This is a genomic window from Flavobacterium sp. PS2 (genome assembly GCF_046250155.1).
In the GTDB taxonomy this organism is placed as follows: Bacteria; Bacteroidota; Bacteroidia; order Flavobacteriales; family Flavobacteriaceae; genus Flavobacterium.
The window spans coordinates 1,061,055-1,075,566 of record NZ_CP176426.1; the positions used below are offsets into that span (position 1 = coordinate 1,061,055).

A 14,512-nucleotide genomic window follows, 5' to 3' on the forward strand; every position below is an offset into this window, starting at 1 on the left:
TTTTTAGTCCCGACGCTTCGGGATAAATTCCTACAGTTAATCTCTATTAAAAAAAGCTCCTGAAATCTACCTCGTTCCTAGCCCGGATAGCAGCGGAAATCCTTTATTGTTTTCCTTTAAAACAATAAAGATTATAGCGAATAGCCGGATTAGCTTCTTATAAAAAATAACTTAATAGTATTCAGAATTTTCTTTGAAAATAAAATTAAGTCCAAATTGAAACGTAGCACTATTGGCTTTTGTGATATCCTTGTATTCCAGAATATTATCGACCATGGCGTATAAATTAAACTTACCCAGATTTGTTGAAAGTCCAAATCCTATGTTTTTTGAAGAAAAAGAATCTATGGTGTAAGTTGCTTTTACTTGAAGATTTTCAAAAAGAGTACGTCTATAAAAAGCCGTTAAAGCTACCAATGGTGTTCTTGGTGTAGACATTGCAAATAATTGCGCTCCTACCCCATTAAGATATTCAGTTTCTCCTTTTGACACACAATTACATTCTTCGTCGGATCTGGATTCACCGAAAGAATACTGAAATGATGCATTAAATTTTACTGGTCGCCAAGTAGTGTATTTACCATAAACTGTGTCACGCGGAATTGCTGCTTCGAACTCATCGAATACATTTTCTGGTTTTTCGGGATTGGTAAAATTAGGATTTACTCCTTCATATTGATAATACCCCTTATAAGTAATCGTTTCGACATCTTTGCTGTGGCGAATAAAACCAACATCGATTACACTTGCTGTGAGCTGAATATTTTTTTTAGGATAATAGGTTATTCCTGCATCAAAACCGAGTCCTAAATTTCCACCCAAAAAAGTGTTTTTTGCAATATCCGAAGCTACGCTTCCATTATAATCATCTTTACGAAATTCGGCAATTCCTGAGGTTTTTAGTTCTAAATTAGAAGATATAATTTGATTATACATTGTTGTATTAGAGTTTCCTGTATAAATATATCCTGAATTCTTGGTAGTAGTCGCATTTAATCCGCTAGAATACAACTTTGCTCTACCTCCTAAAACTAATTTATCACTTACTTTTTTATGATATCCAACATGAAAAACAGAAATTACTTCGGCCTTGGCGGTTAACTGACTTAAATCAAACGATTTTCCGATATAATTTTTATTTCCATCTAATGCTAATAATGCCAAATCTTTAGGTACATACATAAAAAAATCAGCTTCTTGATACACTCCAAATGAAACGTAAGCTTTACTTTCTCTGCCTCCAACCTTGAATCCTCCTGAAAACAATTCGACTTGCTGATTAACAGAAACCTTATCATTTTTGGATGCTTTGTTTACTGCATTTCTTAACTTGGTATTAAAGTCGACTCCGTTATTTGCAAATAAATCATAAGCCGAAAAACTGCTTGAACCAAGGTTTGCCGAAATACCAGATAACAATGGGACTCCAAAATAATACTTATACGAAATATCTGTTCCTGGATTTACAAGCAACGATTGCGGAATTGAAGAGAAATTATACAACACTTGTTTGTTCTGTGCCAATCCTGAAATAGTCATTACCAACAAGAAAATTAAATAGATTTTTCTCATTTTATTTCGAAGTAAACAGTTGCTCCCGAACGTAATTTTAATCTTCCTGGGCTATCTGGAGTTAATGGAGTTCCTGGCAACATGGTAATTCCTATTTCTAGTTTAACTGATTTTTTTAATAAATCTAATGTCTCATTTTCAAAAACATCTGTATACTTTACAATATTTGGTGTGTTTACATAAGCCGGAACATCTATTTCGGTATGATGAACCACCTGATTATCGACATCAAGAAAAACAAAATTAACTATGTAGGCTCTAGCAATCGTATTATCAATTTCGAAATTGAACTCGGCTTTCTTTAAATTGTCTCTAAAAAAACTATCTCTAAACACATCGAAATCCTGTACGTTAAAAACAACATCTTGTTCTTCTCCATTATCAACAAATGTATTTGCTTTAACATCAAAGTAGGTTAAATTAGCAACAAAAACAGGCTCTAATTTAAGATCTTTAGTTTGGTCAAAATCTAAATCACTAGCGCACGAACAAAACAATAACGCAACGATTATGAGCCTGAAAAACATATTATATTGATATAATTTCATTGCAAAATTATTTTAATTTGATTAATAAGAACAACGATTTTTAATTGTTAGTTATTACTTAGAAATGAGGTGTTTTTTATTTTGTTAGATAAACTATTCTTCCGAATCTTTTCTCGCTATTATACTTGGATTCAAGACTTCTTCAAGATTTCCAATATTTAATAAGTCAGAAATTGTCTTTTCTATGCAGCTTCGGGTTAACTCCTTGACAAATAAATCTGGTGGAATTTGATACAAACCATTAAGATTATTTCCTTCTTTTTTATCTAATTCGACAATAGTTTTCAAAAAATTATAAGTCCAAACATTTAGCCCATAGTTCCTTCCATCTTTCATATAAATATGGATATTACTAAACTCATTATCTATTTCCCAATTATCTGGATCTACTTCTTCAAACTCTAACCAAAGTTCAAAATCTTTCATGAAATTATTTTGAATTGTGTATTAATGATATGCTCCAAATAATTTAGACGCTTCATTATAAGCACTTTCAAAACTCATAGCCCTTACATTGGTATCTTGTTTTTGTGCTGTAAAATACGATACCATTTTTTCTGTTGGCATGTTCCCTGTTAGTTTATCGGTAGCCATTGGGCATCCTCCAAAACCTTGAATCGCTCCATCAAAACGGCGACAACCTGCAAGGAAAGCAGCATCTATTTTTTCGAACCAAGTATTGGGTGTGGTATGCAAATGTGCGCCAAACTCGATTTGAGGATATTGTGCAATTAAATTCGAAAATAAATACGTAATAATATCTGGAGTTGAACTTCCTACGGTATCAGAAAGCGAGAGTGTTTTCACTCCCATTTTGGATAATCGCTCTGTCCACTCTCCAACAATCTCAACGTTCCAAGGGTCTCCATACGGATTCCCGAATCCCATCGAAAGATAGGTGATCACTTCTTTGTTATTTTTATCAGCAATTTCTAATATTTCCTGAAGCGTAATTATAGATTCAGCTATAGTTTTATGTGTATTTCTCATTTGGAAATTCTCGGAAATCGAAAATGGAAATCCTAAATACTGAATCTCTTTATGCTCCGAAGCTATTTCTGCTCCTTGTGTATTGGCAATAATTGCTAATAATTTACTGGTAGTTTGAGACAAATCTAGTTGTGCCAAAACCTCAGCAGTATCTTGCATTTGCGGAATTGCTTTTGGAGAAACAAAACTCCCAAAATCAATGGTATCAAAACCTACTCGCAATAAAGACTGGATATAAGAAACTTTATTCTTGGTAGGAATAAATGTTTTGATGCCTTGCATAGCATCTCGCGGACATTCGATAATCTTAATTTCTTTACTCAAAGCAGTTCTGTTTCTGAATGCTAAGTTACTGTCTTTTTTATATAAATAAAAAATATCTTCCTCGTTTATTTTATTACATAAAAAAGTAATAATTACAAATATTACACAAAAACGTAATAATAAATAATATTCCTTATATTTGTAATATTAAAACTCCTATGAGTAAAGTTAATCGATTTGAGCATTTATAATAAATGTGGGCTTCTCCCGTCCCGAAGTTTCGGAATCGGGACGCACAGCCTGACAAACTTTTATATGTCCACCTGAGCGGAGTCGAAGGGACATTTTATAATAGGTAAACCAAAGAAATGTAGCCAATTGAAACAAAAAAGCTATTTAATTTTTAATTATATTTGAATATGATAAGCGTAATCACAGGGGATATTATAGGTTCCAGACAACTAAAATCCAAAGATTGGATTGAGAATTTAAAAAAGCTATTTTCTCAATTCGGCAAAAATCCGAGCGAATGGGAGATTTATCGTGGTGATGAATTCCAGATAGAAATTAAAAATCCTGAAGAAGCTCTATTGGCAACTTTATTGATAAAAGCTTATTTGAGATCTATAAAACTGGATGCCAGAATGAGTATTGGTTTTGGAGACAAAACCTATACAGCAAAGAAAATATCCGAAAGTAATGGAACTGCTTTTATAAATTCCGGAGAACTTTTTGAAACTTTGAAAAAACAAAAAACAACTTTGGCATTAAAATCCGGAAATCTTGATTTTGATACAAAACTCAATTTAATGTTACGTTTAAGTCTTACTTTTATGGATAACTGGCTGGTTCCTGCTGCTAAATTTATAGTAATTGCAATTCAGAATCCAACATTATCACAGGAAGGAATCGGGATAAAATTAGGCATTAACCAAGCAGCCGTAAGTCGAAGACAGAAACGTGCACAATATGATTTAATGATGGATCTAGACCAATATTTTAGATCACAAATAAAAGAATTTACTTTATGATACTATTTGTAAAATTATTTTTGGCACATTTACTTGGTGACTTTATATTTCAGCCTAATTCGTGGGTTATTGATAAAGAAACCAAAAAACAAAAAAGCATTTACCTATATATACATATAGCTTTGCATGGTATTATAGCCTGGATTCTGGTTGGTGAATTATCCTTTGGATGGTATGCGCTATTATTAGCAATAACACATGGTTTTATTGATTTTTTAAAACTACATTTCCAAAAAGATACTACCAAAAGAGCTTGGTTTATTGGTGACCAAATTGCACATTTGATAGTTTTGATAGCTATTGCATTTTTATACAGTCAGCAAAGAATATACTTGCATTGGCTTAACAGTCAATTCTGGATTATAGTAACGGGGATTTTATTTTTAACAAAACCAACTTCTATTTGCATCAGAAACCTGATCTCGATTTGGACTCCCGAAAATAAAAATGGAACCGACGATTCTCTTGCCAATGCAGGAAATTACATTGGCATACTAGAACGTCTATTTGTATTTTGTTTTATAATCACCGGACATTTTGAAGCCATTGGTTTTTTACTGGCAGCAAAATCTATTTTTAGATTTGGTGACTTAAAAGAAGCCAAAGATCGTAAACTGACTGAATATGTTCTTATAGGAACTCTTTTAAGCTTTGGTATTGCATTACTTACTGGCTTGATTGCTCAAGTTATGTTATTACAAACCTTTTAAAATCTCTTTGTTTATTTCTTTAATCAAAGCTGGACCTTCGTAAATAAAACCTGTGTATAACTGAACCAGACTTGCACCTGCCTTTAATTTTTCGATAGCATCTTGTGCAGTATGAATTCCTCCTACTCCTATAATAGGGAATGCTTTGTTGCTTTTTTCAGAAAGAAAACGAATTACTTCAGTTGATCTTTGGGTTAAAGGTTTACCCGATAAACCTCCCATTTCTTCTTTATTTACCGATTGCAATCCATCTCTGGAAATAGTAGTGTTGGTTGCGATTACACCAGCAATTTGGGTCGTTTTTATAATATCGATAATATCCAATAATTGCTCATCGGTTAAATCTGGAGCAATTTTCAATAATATCGGTTTTGGTTTCGCATGCGTTAGATTTTTATTTTGTAACGTTTGCAATAATTGCGTCAATGGTTCTTTATCTTGTAACGCTCTTAAGTTTGGCGTGTTTGGAGAACTTACATTCACCACAAAATAATCTACATGATTAAATAAGGCATCAAAACAAATGATATAATCATCGACTGCATTTTCATTTGGGGTTATTTTGTTTTTCCCAATGTTTCCACCAATTAAAACTCCTTTATTTTGCTTCAAGCGTTCTACAGCTTCGATAACACCACCATTATTAAATCCCATACGGTTAATAATTGCCTGATCTTCTTTTAAACGAAATAATCTCTTTTTAGGATTTCCTTCTTGTCCTACTGGTGTTACAGTTCCTATTTCTATAAATCCGAAACCAAAATCTGAAAGTTCTTTATATAGTTTAGCATCTTTATCAAATCCTGCTGCAAGACCAACGGGATTACTAAATTTTATCCCGAAAACTTCTCGCTCTAATCGAGGGTCATTTTCTTTATAAATTGCTTTTATAATCGATGAAACTCCTGGTATTTTTGAAATAAATCTAACAAATGAAAAAGTAAAATAATGAACTTCTTCTGGATCAAACCTAAAAAGTATCGGACGAATAAGCAATTTGTACATAAGTGTGTTGTTGTTTTTGTGGGTGCAAATTTAGCTATTATATGCTAAAATGCACCCAATTTATATAAAAAAACAACTTCTTAATTTGATCTGTTTTAACTTTTTATTGTATTTTTATTGTTGAAAACACAAACTATACAAAAACAGTCGAATTAATGAAAAAAATAAACAAATATTGGTTATTTGGAACAATAGCCGCTGGTATTCTATTTATTAGCTTTGGCTATGCAAAATTTATAAAGCCAACTACAGAAAAAACAACTCAGGATTGTAATGAAGTTCAAATGGTTTCATCAGAATCTAAATTTGAACCTACAATCGTTAATAAAAAAGCAGCTCCATCTAAAGCTCCAAAAGGTATGGTTTGGATTCCGGGTGGAGAATTCTCGATGGGAAGTAATGTTGCTGACGAAAGTTTGTGTAGTATAAAAGGAGTTACCAAAGATGCCGCCCCAATACATCGTGTATATGTAGATGGGTATTGGATGGATGAAACTGAGGTTACTAATGAACAATTTGAGCAGTTTGTAAAAGCAACTGGATATATAACCGTTGCCGAACAAAAACCTACGAAAGAAGAATTTCCTACCGCTAACGAAGAAGATTTAATTACTGGATCTGTTGTATTTACTCCTACTCCAACATCTGTAAACTTAAACAACTTCCTGCAATGGTGGTCTTACGTAGGCGGAACAGATTGGAGACATCCTCAGGGACCAGAAAGTACTATAAAAGGAAAAGAAAAATACCCCGTTGTACAAATCGCTTATGAAGATGCTACTGCTTATGCAAAATGGGCAGGAAAAAGACTTCCTAGTGAAGCTGAATGGGAATTTGCCGCAAGAGGTGGTAAAACAGGAGAATTATATGCTTGGGGAAATACTTTAAAACCTAAAGGAAAGTTTCAAGCTAATATCTATCAAGGTCATTTCCCTATTAAGGATGGTGATACTGGTGAAGATGGCTTTAAAGGAATTGCGCCAACAGCACAATTTGCCCCAAATGCATATGGATTATACGATATGGCAGGAAATGTATGGGAATGGGTTAATGACTGGTATAGCGTAGATTATTACAAATCATTATCAGAAAATGGCAATGTTGCTAAAAATCCTCAGGGACCAACTACAAGCAATGATCCATCTGAGCCAGGACAGCTAAAAAAAGTACATCGTGGTGGTTCATTTTTGTGTACCGACCAATATTGTACTCGTTATATGGTAGGTACAAGAGGAAAAGGAGAAGTAAGATCTGCTGCAAACCATCTTGGGTTTAGATGCGTTAAAAGCATTTAAAAATTAAAATTAACACGAAAAGGATTCTACTTAAATAGAATCCTTTTTTGTTTCCAATAGGATGTTTTAATCTAAAATAAGACAGCTAAAAAAAATGTCTATATTTGTTGCTTAAAAAAATAAAAATGCAACATATTATAGATCGATTTATTAGTTATGTAACAATTGATACAGAGTCTGATCCAAATTCACAAACTACACCAAGTACTCCAAAACAATGGGACCTTGCTAATAAACTTGTCGAAGAGCTAAAAAACATCGGTATGCAAGATGTTACTATAGATGACAAGGCTTATATAATGGCAACTTTACCAAGCAATGTAGAACATACAGTTCCTACTATTGGTTTCATCTCACATTTTGATACTTCTCCAGATTTTTCGGGAGCTAATGTAAAACCTCAAATTATTCCTAATTATGACGGTAAAGACATTGTATTAAACGCTGAGCAAAACATAATTCTATCTCCAAGTTACTTTAAAGATTTATTACAATATAAAGGGCAAACCTTAATAACAACCGACGGAACTACTTTATTAGGTGCCGATGATAAAGCAGGAATTACAGAAATTGTTTCGGCAATGGAATTCCTAATTAAAAACCCAGACATTAAACACGGAAAAATTAGAGTTGGTTTTACACCCGATGAAGAAATTGGTCGTGGAGCACATCATTTTGACGTAGATAAGTTTGGTGCCGAATGGGCTTATACTATGGACGGAAGCCAAATTGGTGAACTTGAATATGAAAACTTTAATGCTGCTGGTGCAAAAATTACTTTTAAAGGTAAAAGTGTACATCCTGGTTATGCCAAAGGAAAAATGATTAACTCAATGCTTATTGCTAATGAGTTTATTAATGAATTACCAAAAGGAGAAACACCTCAAGAAACTAAAGGTTATGAAGGATTTTTTCACGTACACCACTTAACCGGAAGTATTGAAGAAACTGTTCTGGAACTTATCATTAGAGATCATAGCGCAAAAAGATTTGAAAGACGTAAAAAATTGATTGAGAGAATTACGAAAAAAATCAATCATAAATTTGCCAAAAAATTCGGAGAACCAATCGTAATTGCCGAAATAAATGACCAATACTACAATATGAAAGAAAAGGTCTTGCCTGTAAAACATATTGTTGATATTGCAGAGAAAGCAATGAGAGAATTAGATATAAAACCATTAATAAAACCTATTAGAGGTGGAACTGATGGTTCTCAATTATCGTACAAAGGATTGCCTTGTCCTAATATTTTTGCTGGTGGTCATAACTTTCATGGTAAATATGAATACGTTCCTGTAGAAAGCATGCAAAAAGCAACTGATGTTATTGTAAAAATAGCTGAGTTAACTGCAATTCCAGGTATTTTTGATGTTCCTGCGAAACCTGCGAAAAAGAAATAATTTTATTTGGCTTAAGCCGAAAAACAATAAAAAATCCCAATCTAAAAATTTAGATTGGGATTTTTGCTTTTAATTTTAGATTGAAAACTGCAACTGAATACTAAAAAAATATACATCTCTACAGTACTCCTATCCTAAAATAGTTTCAATTGCTTTTAATTCCTCTTGAGAAAAGTCAAGATTTTGTAAACTATCTATATTGTTATTTAACTGTCCTACTGAGCTTGCGCCAATTAAAACTGATGTAATTCGATTATCTTTTAATAACCAAGCCAATGCCATTTGTGCCAAAGATTGATTTCTGTTTTGAGCAATTTCATTTAAAGCAATTATCTTTTGTACTTTTTGCTCTGATACTTCCTCGAGTTGCAAATGTCCATTTGGATTTGATGCTCTGGAGTTTTCTGGAATTCCTTTCAGGTATTTATCCGTTAAAAGCCCTTGTGCCAAAGGTGAAAATGCGATGCAACCTACTCCTTTTTCTTCGAGAACATCTAGTAAACCAGCTTCGGCTTCACGTACAAACATCGAATATTTTACCTGATGTATTAAACAAGGCGTACCTAATTGTTTTAAAATTGATGTTGCTTCTCGAGTTTGTTCTGCATTATAATTAGATATTCCAGCGTACAATGCTTTTCCGCTTCTTACAGCATAATCCAAAGCCATCATCGTTTCTTCCAGCGGAGTCTCAGGATCAAAACGGTGGGAGTAAAAAATATCTACATAATCGAGTTTCATGCGCTTTAAACTCTGATCTAAGCTTGATAGCAAATATTTACGAGAACCCCAATCACCATAAGGTCCGTCCCACATTGTATAACCAGCCTTGGTAGAAACTACGATTTGATCACGCATGTTTCCTTGAAAATTGTGCCACAATATTTTTCCAAAATTTTCTTCAGCAGAACCAGGAACTGGTCCGTAATTATTAGCCAAATCAAAATGCGTAATTCCTTTATCAAAAGCCTCTTTGATAATACTTTCACCATTTTCAAAATTATCTACCGAACCGAAATTATGCCATAATCCTAAAGAAATTTGCGGCAATAACAATCCGCTTTTTCCGCATCTATTATATTCCATTTTACTCTTTTTATTGATATAATTCCTTATAAACCAATCAAACTTATTTTAAAGCAAATTAGCGTATTATTTTTGTAAATTTGTATAAATATAATAATTATGGATACTAACTGGCAAAATTTAATTTCAATAAATTCAGATATTCGATTTGGCAAGCCTATAATTACCGGAACTCGAATTTGTGTTTCTGATATTCTTTCGTGGCTTGCTAACGGAATGTCATATGATGAAATCATTGAAGATTTTCCTGAATTAAAAAAAGAGCATATTCTTGCTGCGCTAGCTTTTGCTGCAAATAGAGAAAACATCACCAAAATAATTGCAGCTTAATGAAATTACTTCTTGATGCAAATATTTCATGGAGAATTCTTAAACTTGTTGAGAATGATTTTTCAGGCACATTTCATTCAAAAGATATTACTAGCGTAAATCAACCTGCAAAAGATATAGAAATTTGGGAATACGCAAGGAAAAATAGCTTTACCATACTCACACACGATGATGATTTTGAAAAATTATTACTCTTAAAGGGAGTTCCTCCAAAAGTAATAATTTTAAAAACATTCAATAAGAATACTAAGCAAATTGCTGAAATTCTTATTTCAAAAAAGGAAATTATAAAATCATTTATATCAAATAATGAGTTAATGATTTTAGAAATTTATTAGTTATTTCTATCCAAAACTTCTGTCTTAGTTTCTTTTTAATATCTTCTATGAATTAATTTTATCTTCTAAATCATGTAACCTTTCGGGGATATCATGTATTCTTTTCAACTTGAAAGAGAAATAAATATAAAAAACACCAATTGCTATAAAAGCAAAAGCGGTCCAATATACTAGTGAAAGTCCTGCAAAAATAGGATTCCACAATAATATAAATGAAAATATAATCCCTAGTATTCCTAAAGCCAAAAGGTTCCCCCAATCAGGTACGGCATAACTCTTTAAATCAAAAGCAATAACTATTGCCATTATAGATCGGAATAAAATAACAAATCCTACATATAACGGAAGTATAGTAATAGAAATTAACGGATTAGAGATTAATAATTTCCTACAACTAATCCTAAAATTCCTGAAGCCAATGTCCAACCCCAATTATCAATTTTTTTTCTGTTAGAAAGTGCAAAAATAATTTCAAAAATTCCACTTCCCAAAAACGAGATACTAAAGATAAACGCAAGGGTTAAATAAGCTGCTAAGGGAGTTATAAAAGACCAAATTCCGATTCCCACAAAAAGCAACCCCACTAATAATGGAATGTACCAGTAATCAATAGCTTTTTTTACTTTTTTAAATAAAGAATTTTCCATAAGTATATTTTTAAATCACGCCTACTCTATAAAGTTTTCAGCTTACCTTTAATGGTTAACCTCATCATAAAGTAGCCATATTTAAGCTATTTTATTACGAAGTCTCTCAAAGATAAGAAATAAAAACCCCTATTTATAAAAAATAACTCATAAAGCAGCCTTTAATTCTTCTCTTAAATAAGTTTATAAATCCTATTCAAAAAATGCTTTCCAACCCTTTGATCTAGCATTTCTTTGATATTAAAAAGTAACCACATATCTTTATAAATTAAATTACTTCCCTCTCAAAAAAATGAAATCCCCAATTTATATATTATTTGCAGCAGCTATTTTATTCTCTTCTTTTACTATAAAGAAAGAAGAAAAAATTAGAATAAATCAAGTTGAGAAAATACAAACCGCAATAGATAGAGATTCTATTATTACATATTCTAAACAATATCTGGGAACACCTTACTTATATGCAGGGAATAATCCAAATAAAGGTTTTGATTGCTCCGGTTTTGTTAATTATGTTTTTAAACATTTTGATGTGAGCGTACCGCGGAGTTCAAGCGGTTATAAAAGTCTGGGAATTACTAAAAAAGCCGAAGACTTTAAAATTGGAGACGTTTTAGTTTTTTACGGTTACAGGAATAAAACTATAGTTGGTCATGTAGGGATTATTTGTGAAGCCAATGGCATGAAATCAAAATTCATACATGCCTCTTCTGGCAAAGCTGGTAGTGTAACCATTAGTAATTTGGACTCCGATCATTATAGCAAGCGCTTCTATAAGTGTATTAATGTATTGCCCTAAATAACGTTTTTGTTGCAAATCTTCACTAATTAAATTGTGCTAATTTAGGATTACCTAGAATAGAACGCGGATGAGAAAGACGCAGATAAAAACGGATTTATCAAAATTTATAAAAGGGAAAAAAATCTGTGTTTATCTGTGTTTTCGCTTTAGCGAATCTGTCTCATCTGCGTTCTATTCTACACAAAACCTTATTCTTCTGTAAGTAGCTTTATAAGACTTTCATCTCTTTTATAAATGTCTTTATAAAAATTCAAATTCCCATCACGATCTACCCAAGCGGTAAAATAACCAATATAAACAGGGATTTTCTTCTTTAGCGTATACCAACTTTCTTTGCCTGTATGCATTGCTTTATCAATTCGCTCAGGAGTCCATTTAGGATCTTGTTTTAATAACTCAATTGCAAACTCTCTTGGTTTTGCTACACGCACACAACCATGACTAAAAGCTCTATTTTCTCTTTCGAACAAACTTTTTGCAGGAGTGTCATGCAAATAAATATTATTTGAGTTTGGAAATAAAAACTTCACTAAACCAAGCGAATTATTTTTTCCTGGTAACTGACGAACAGCTCCATTATTCCATTCCAGATTTTTCTTTGCCAAATAATTTTTGTCTTTAGCCATTCCTGGTTTTATTTCTGAATTAATGATACTTGTAGGGACATTCCAATATGGACTAAAAACAATATAACTCATCATTCCGCTAAAAATAACAGTTTGAGTCATCATTTTTCCCACAACAACAGCCGATACAAAAGCAATTTCGTTATCACGAATTAAATACAGTTTAAACTCCGGAATATTAACTTCTATATATTCTTTTCCTTTTTCGAGTTCAGGATCAATCCATCTACAACGCTCCATATTAGCAATTATGGTTTTAATCCTGTCAGATACCGGAATATTCATTTCTGCAATATGCTCCGATGTAATTTTCCCATTTACAGTATTCCCGTTGTGTGATTGATAATTTTTAACCCCTTCGACCAAAACATCATCAAAAACTAAACTCTTATTATCCTCTTTAAGGTTACCAGTTATAAACAATCGCTCTCTGATTTGCGCAACAGCAAGTGCTGAATCTCCTTTTTTTAGACTTTTAAAATCATCACCTGCCTCAATTGATTTCCAACCTCCTTTTTTTTCAATTTCTCTATATTGATGAAGTGCATCACGAAGTTTGTAATACTGGCTGAACATTTTGTTCTTTTTGTCATCACTTATAGTAGATTTTTTATAAATTGAATCTGTAAAAACCTGATAATTCACTTTTTTACGAGGTAAAAGCCATTCTAATGATTTAGTTGTTTTTTCATCTACTCCAGAAACTTTCTGAACATAATAAAAGTATAAATTTGTAATCATTAAATCTGTATCGACCTGCGATAATTGGTTTTCTGAAGTATGCTCAAAAATAGGACTAATCTTGTCACTATAAGGAAAATTAGCTTTTAAACCTTCCTGATCCAATCCGTTATACTTATTAAATAATGTATGTGCGAACTCTACAATACCTTTATTGTCCAACCACAATTGAGTAGACTTATTTTTCTTGTATAATGCCAAAACATCATTCTGGAATTTCAGCAATTTAGGGTATGCTTGATAAAAAGTAATAACGCTCGAACTATCTATTGTAATTTTTAATTCGGGAACTACTTTCTCTGAAGTGTTTTTTGACTCTCCTTCTTTCTTTTCTGACTTTTTATTGCAAGAAATAGTAGCCAAAAAAATGGCAACAGCTACAAGTGGATACAAAACTTTCATAATATATTTTTTAATAAAAATAGAAAAGTTTTAGTAGAAACAAACCATTTATAAAAATTTAATCTTTGCTTTACAATCTACCTATAATTACTTCAGAAATAAACATAAAAAAACTCCAAACAAGTTGAGTTGTTTGGAGTTCAGAGATATAAAACTACTTATTATAAAACTATCCCTTTCAAAGTAAGTACTTTTGGTGTTGTTTCTGCACTTGTTACAACTGTAACAGTTTTAGAAAAAGCACCTTTATTGGCAGCATTGTATGTTGCTGTAATTTTTGCCGATTTTCCAGGAAGAATTGGTTCTTTTGTGTAATTTGTTGCTGTACATCCACATGACCCTTGAACACTTGTAATAACTACAGCTGTTTTTCCTGTGTTTTTAAATTCAAAATCAATTGCTTTTGGTACATTCTGAGGGATCTGTCCCACATCAATCGTTTCAGCTTTCCATGCAATTCCTGCTGCAGCTACAACATTATTTTCTACTAATGATTGCACTGGAGCAATTGCAGAAAAAGACATTAATCCTAATGTAAATACTAATAATAAAGGTCTGATAATTTTCATAAGTCTAAGATTTAAATGATTATTTGGTTTTTCATATTTTGAACATTACAAATGTAAATGACATAAAAACGGAACGCTGTTAATCGATCTCAAATGTTTGTTAACGACTTGTTAATCGCTATATTTAAAGATATTTTTGATTAATATTACACC

Annotated in this window: 17 protein-coding genes; 7 read left to right on the forward strand and 10 right to left on the reverse strand. The window is 32.2% G+C overall.

Features of this window, described 5'->3' with window-relative positions; translation table 11 throughout:
- Positions 1-171: 171 nt before the first annotated feature.
- The 4 genes from ACJ6WR_RS04450 to ACJ6WR_RS04465 all read right to left on the reverse strand — a co-directional run bounded on the left by ACJ6WR_RS04450 (position 172) and on the right by ACJ6WR_RS04465 (position 3,434).
- On the reverse strand, positions 172-1,572 hold the full coding sequence (locus ACJ6WR_RS04450) for a DUF5723 family protein (protein WP_409417167.1): 1,401 nt from the start codon (positions 1,570-1,572) through the stop codon (positions 172-174).
- Positions 1,569-2,120, reverse strand: coding sequence for a hypothetical protein (locus tag ACJ6WR_RS04455; protein ID WP_409417168.1), 552 nt, complete (start codon positions 2,118-2,120; stop codon positions 1,569-1,571). The genes ACJ6WR_RS04450 and ACJ6WR_RS04455 overlap by 4 nt, the downstream gene beginning before the upstream one ends.
- 93 nt (positions 2,121-2,213) lie before the next feature.
- Positions 2,214-2,546: a hypothetical protein gene (locus ACJ6WR_RS04460; RefSeq protein WP_039111181.1), complete on the reverse strand. Its 333-nt coding sequence runs from the start codon at positions 2,544-2,546 to the stop codon at positions 2,214-2,216.
- A gap of 21 nt (positions 2,547-2,567) precedes the next feature.
- Complete coding sequence (locus ACJ6WR_RS04465) at positions 2,568-3,434, reverse strand: hydroxymethylglutaryl-CoA lyase (protein ID WP_039111182.1); 867 nt, start codon at positions 3,432-3,434, stop codon at positions 2,568-2,570.
- A gap of 359 nt (positions 3,435-3,793) precedes the next feature.
- Here ACJ6WR_RS04465 and ACJ6WR_RS04470 point away from each other — a divergent pair, with 359 nt between their 5' ends.
- Positions 3,794-4,405, forward strand: a complete 612-nt coding sequence (locus tag ACJ6WR_RS04470; protein ID WP_409417169.1) for a hypothetical protein — start codon at positions 3,794-3,796, stop codon at positions 4,403-4,405.
- Entirely contained in the window at positions 4,402-5,115 is a 714-nt protein-coding gene (locus tag ACJ6WR_RS04475) for a DUF3307 domain-containing protein (RefSeq protein WP_086894099.1), read from the forward strand. Before ACJ6WR_RS04470 ends, ACJ6WR_RS04475 begins: the two co-directional genes overlap by 4 nt.
- Here the strand turns inward: ACJ6WR_RS04475 and ACJ6WR_RS04480 are convergent.
- Positions 5,101-6,120, reverse strand: a complete 1,020-nt coding sequence (locus ACJ6WR_RS04480; protein WP_409417170.1) for a quinone-dependent dihydroorotate dehydrogenase — start codon at positions 6,118-6,120, stop codon at positions 5,101-5,103. The two genes, ACJ6WR_RS04475 and ACJ6WR_RS04480, sit on opposite strands and share 15 nt — an antisense overlap.
- 155 nt (positions 6,121-6,275) lie before the next feature.
- Here ACJ6WR_RS04480 and ACJ6WR_RS04485 point away from each other — a divergent pair, with 155 nt between their 5' ends.
- Entirely contained in the window at positions 6,276-7,415 is a 1,140-nt protein-coding gene (locus tag ACJ6WR_RS04485; RefSeq protein ID WP_039111186.1) for a formylglycine-generating enzyme family protein, read from the forward strand.
- Between the two features lie 125 nt (positions 7,416-7,540).
- The gene (gene pepT / locus ACJ6WR_RS04490; RefSeq protein WP_086894097.1) at positions 7,541-8,818 is read left to right on the forward strand and encodes a peptidase T; all 1,278 of its coding nucleotides are present in this window, start codon (positions 7,541-7,543) and stop codon (positions 8,816-8,818) included.
- A 129-nt stretch (positions 8,819-8,947) separates the two neighbouring features.
- Here the strand turns inward: pepT and ACJ6WR_RS04495 are convergent, their stop codons facing one another.
- Positions 8,948-9,904 carry an aldo/keto reductase gene (locus ACJ6WR_RS04495; protein ID WP_323488976.1) on the reverse strand — a complete coding sequence of 319 codons (957 nt, stop codon included), beginning with the start codon at positions 9,902-9,904 and terminating at the stop codon, positions 8,948-8,950.
- A gap of 99 nt (positions 9,905-10,003) precedes the next feature.
- Between ACJ6WR_RS04495 and ACJ6WR_RS04500 the strand changes: the two genes are divergently transcribed.
- Both ACJ6WR_RS04500 and ACJ6WR_RS04505 read left to right on the forward strand, forming a co-directional pair.
- Complete coding sequence (locus tag ACJ6WR_RS04500) at positions 10,004-10,234, forward strand: DUF433 domain-containing protein (protein ID WP_086894095.1); 231 nt, start codon at positions 10,004-10,006, stop codon at positions 10,232-10,234.
- Positions 10,234-10,572 carry a DUF5615 family PIN-like protein gene (locus tag ACJ6WR_RS04505; RefSeq protein WP_323488975.1) on the forward strand — a complete coding sequence of 113 codons (339 nt, stop codon included), beginning with the start codon at positions 10,234-10,236 and terminating at the stop codon, positions 10,570-10,572. Before ACJ6WR_RS04500 ends, ACJ6WR_RS04505 begins: the two co-directional genes overlap by 1 nt.
- A gap of 45 nt (positions 10,573-10,617) precedes the next feature.
- Here the strand turns inward: ACJ6WR_RS04505 and ACJ6WR_RS04510 are convergent, their stop codons facing one another.
- Both ACJ6WR_RS04510 and ACJ6WR_RS04515 read right to left on the reverse strand, forming a co-directional pair.
- Positions 10,618-11,004, reverse strand: coding sequence for an HdeD family acid-resistance protein (locus ACJ6WR_RS04510; protein WP_409417171.1), 387 nt, complete (start codon positions 11,002-11,004; stop codon positions 10,618-10,620).
- Entirely contained in the window at positions 10,950-11,219 is a 270-nt protein-coding gene (locus tag ACJ6WR_RS04515; RefSeq protein WP_409417172.1) for a DUF308 domain-containing protein, read from the reverse strand. The genes ACJ6WR_RS04510 and ACJ6WR_RS04515 overlap by 55 nt, the downstream gene beginning before the upstream one ends.
- 292 nt (positions 11,220-11,511) lie before the next feature.
- Here ACJ6WR_RS04515 and ACJ6WR_RS04520 point away from each other — a divergent pair, with 292 nt between their 5' ends.
- Positions 11,512-12,018 carry a C40 family peptidase gene (locus ACJ6WR_RS04520; protein WP_409417173.1) on the forward strand — a complete coding sequence of 169 codons (507 nt, stop codon included), beginning with the start codon at positions 11,512-11,514 and terminating at the stop codon, positions 12,016-12,018.
- Positions 12,019-12,209: 191 nt separating this feature from the next.
- Here ACJ6WR_RS04520 and ACJ6WR_RS04525 read toward each other — a convergent pair whose 3' ends face one another.
- Positions 12,210-13,790, reverse strand: a complete 1,581-nt coding sequence (locus ACJ6WR_RS04525; protein ID WP_039111191.1) for a murein L,D-transpeptidase — start codon at positions 13,788-13,790, stop codon at positions 12,210-12,212.
- A gap of 161 nt (positions 13,791-13,951) precedes the next feature.
- Positions 13,952-14,359 (reverse strand): DUF1573 domain-containing protein, encoded by a 408-nt coding sequence (locus ACJ6WR_RS04530; protein WP_039111192.1) that lies wholly within the window; start codon positions 14,357-14,359, stop codon positions 13,952-13,954.
- Positions 14,360-14,512 lie beyond the last annotated feature (153 nt).

Bases quoted from the DNA above. Each gene is read 5' to 3' on its own strand.
- ACJ6WR_RS04450 (WP_409417167.1), bottom strand. From the start codon at position 1,572: ATGAGAAAAATCTATTTAATTTTCTTGTTGGTAATGACTATTTCAGGA.
- ACJ6WR_RS04455 (WP_409417168.1), bottom strand. From the start codon at position 2,120: ATGAAATTATATCAATATAATATGTTTTTCAGGCTCATAATCGTTGCG.
- ACJ6WR_RS04460 (WP_039111181.1), bottom strand. From the start codon at position 2,546: ATGAAAGATTTTGAACTTTGGTTAGAGTTTGAAGAAGTAGATCCAGAT.
- ACJ6WR_RS04470 (WP_409417169.1), top strand. From the start codon at position 3,794: ATGATAAGCGTAATCACAGGGGATATTATAGGTTCCAGACAACTAAAA.
- ACJ6WR_RS04475 (WP_086894099.1), top strand. From the start codon at position 4,402: ATGATACTATTTGTAAAATTATTTTTGGCACATTTACTTGGTGACTTT.
- ACJ6WR_RS04480 (WP_409417170.1), bottom strand. From the start codon at position 6,120: ATGTACAAATTGCTTATTCGTCCGATACTTTTTAGGTTTGATCCAGAA.
- ACJ6WR_RS04485 (WP_039111186.1), top strand. From the start codon at position 6,276: ATGAAAAAAATAAACAAATATTGGTTATTTGGAACAATAGCCGCTGGT.
- pepT (WP_086894097.1), top strand. From the start codon at position 7,541: ATGCAACATATTATAGATCGATTTATTAGTTATGTAACAATTGATACA.
- ACJ6WR_RS04495 (WP_323488976.1), bottom strand. From the start codon at position 9,904: ATGGAATATAATAGATGCGGAAAAAGCGGATTGTTATTGCCGCAAATT.
- ACJ6WR_RS04500 (WP_086894095.1), top strand. From the start codon at position 10,004: ATGGATACTAACTGGCAAAATTTAATTTCAATAAATTCAGATATTCGA.
- ACJ6WR_RS04505 (WP_323488975.1), top strand. From the start codon at position 10,234: ATGAAATTACTTCTTGATGCAAATATTTCATGGAGAATTCTTAAACTT.
- ACJ6WR_RS04515 (WP_409417172.1), bottom strand. From the start codon at position 11,219: ATGGAAAATTCTTTATTTAAAAAAGTAAAAAAAGCTATTGATTACTGG.
- ACJ6WR_RS04520 (WP_409417173.1), top strand. From the start codon at position 11,512: ATGAAATCCCCAATTTATATATTATTTGCAGCAGCTATTTTATTCTCT.
- ACJ6WR_RS04525 (WP_039111191.1), bottom strand. From the start codon at position 13,790: ATGAAAGTTTTGTATCCACTTGTAGCTGTTGCCATTTTTTTGGCTACT.
- ACJ6WR_RS04530 (WP_039111192.1), bottom strand. From the start codon at position 14,359: ATGAAAATTATCAGACCTTTATTATTAGTATTTACATTAGGATTAATG.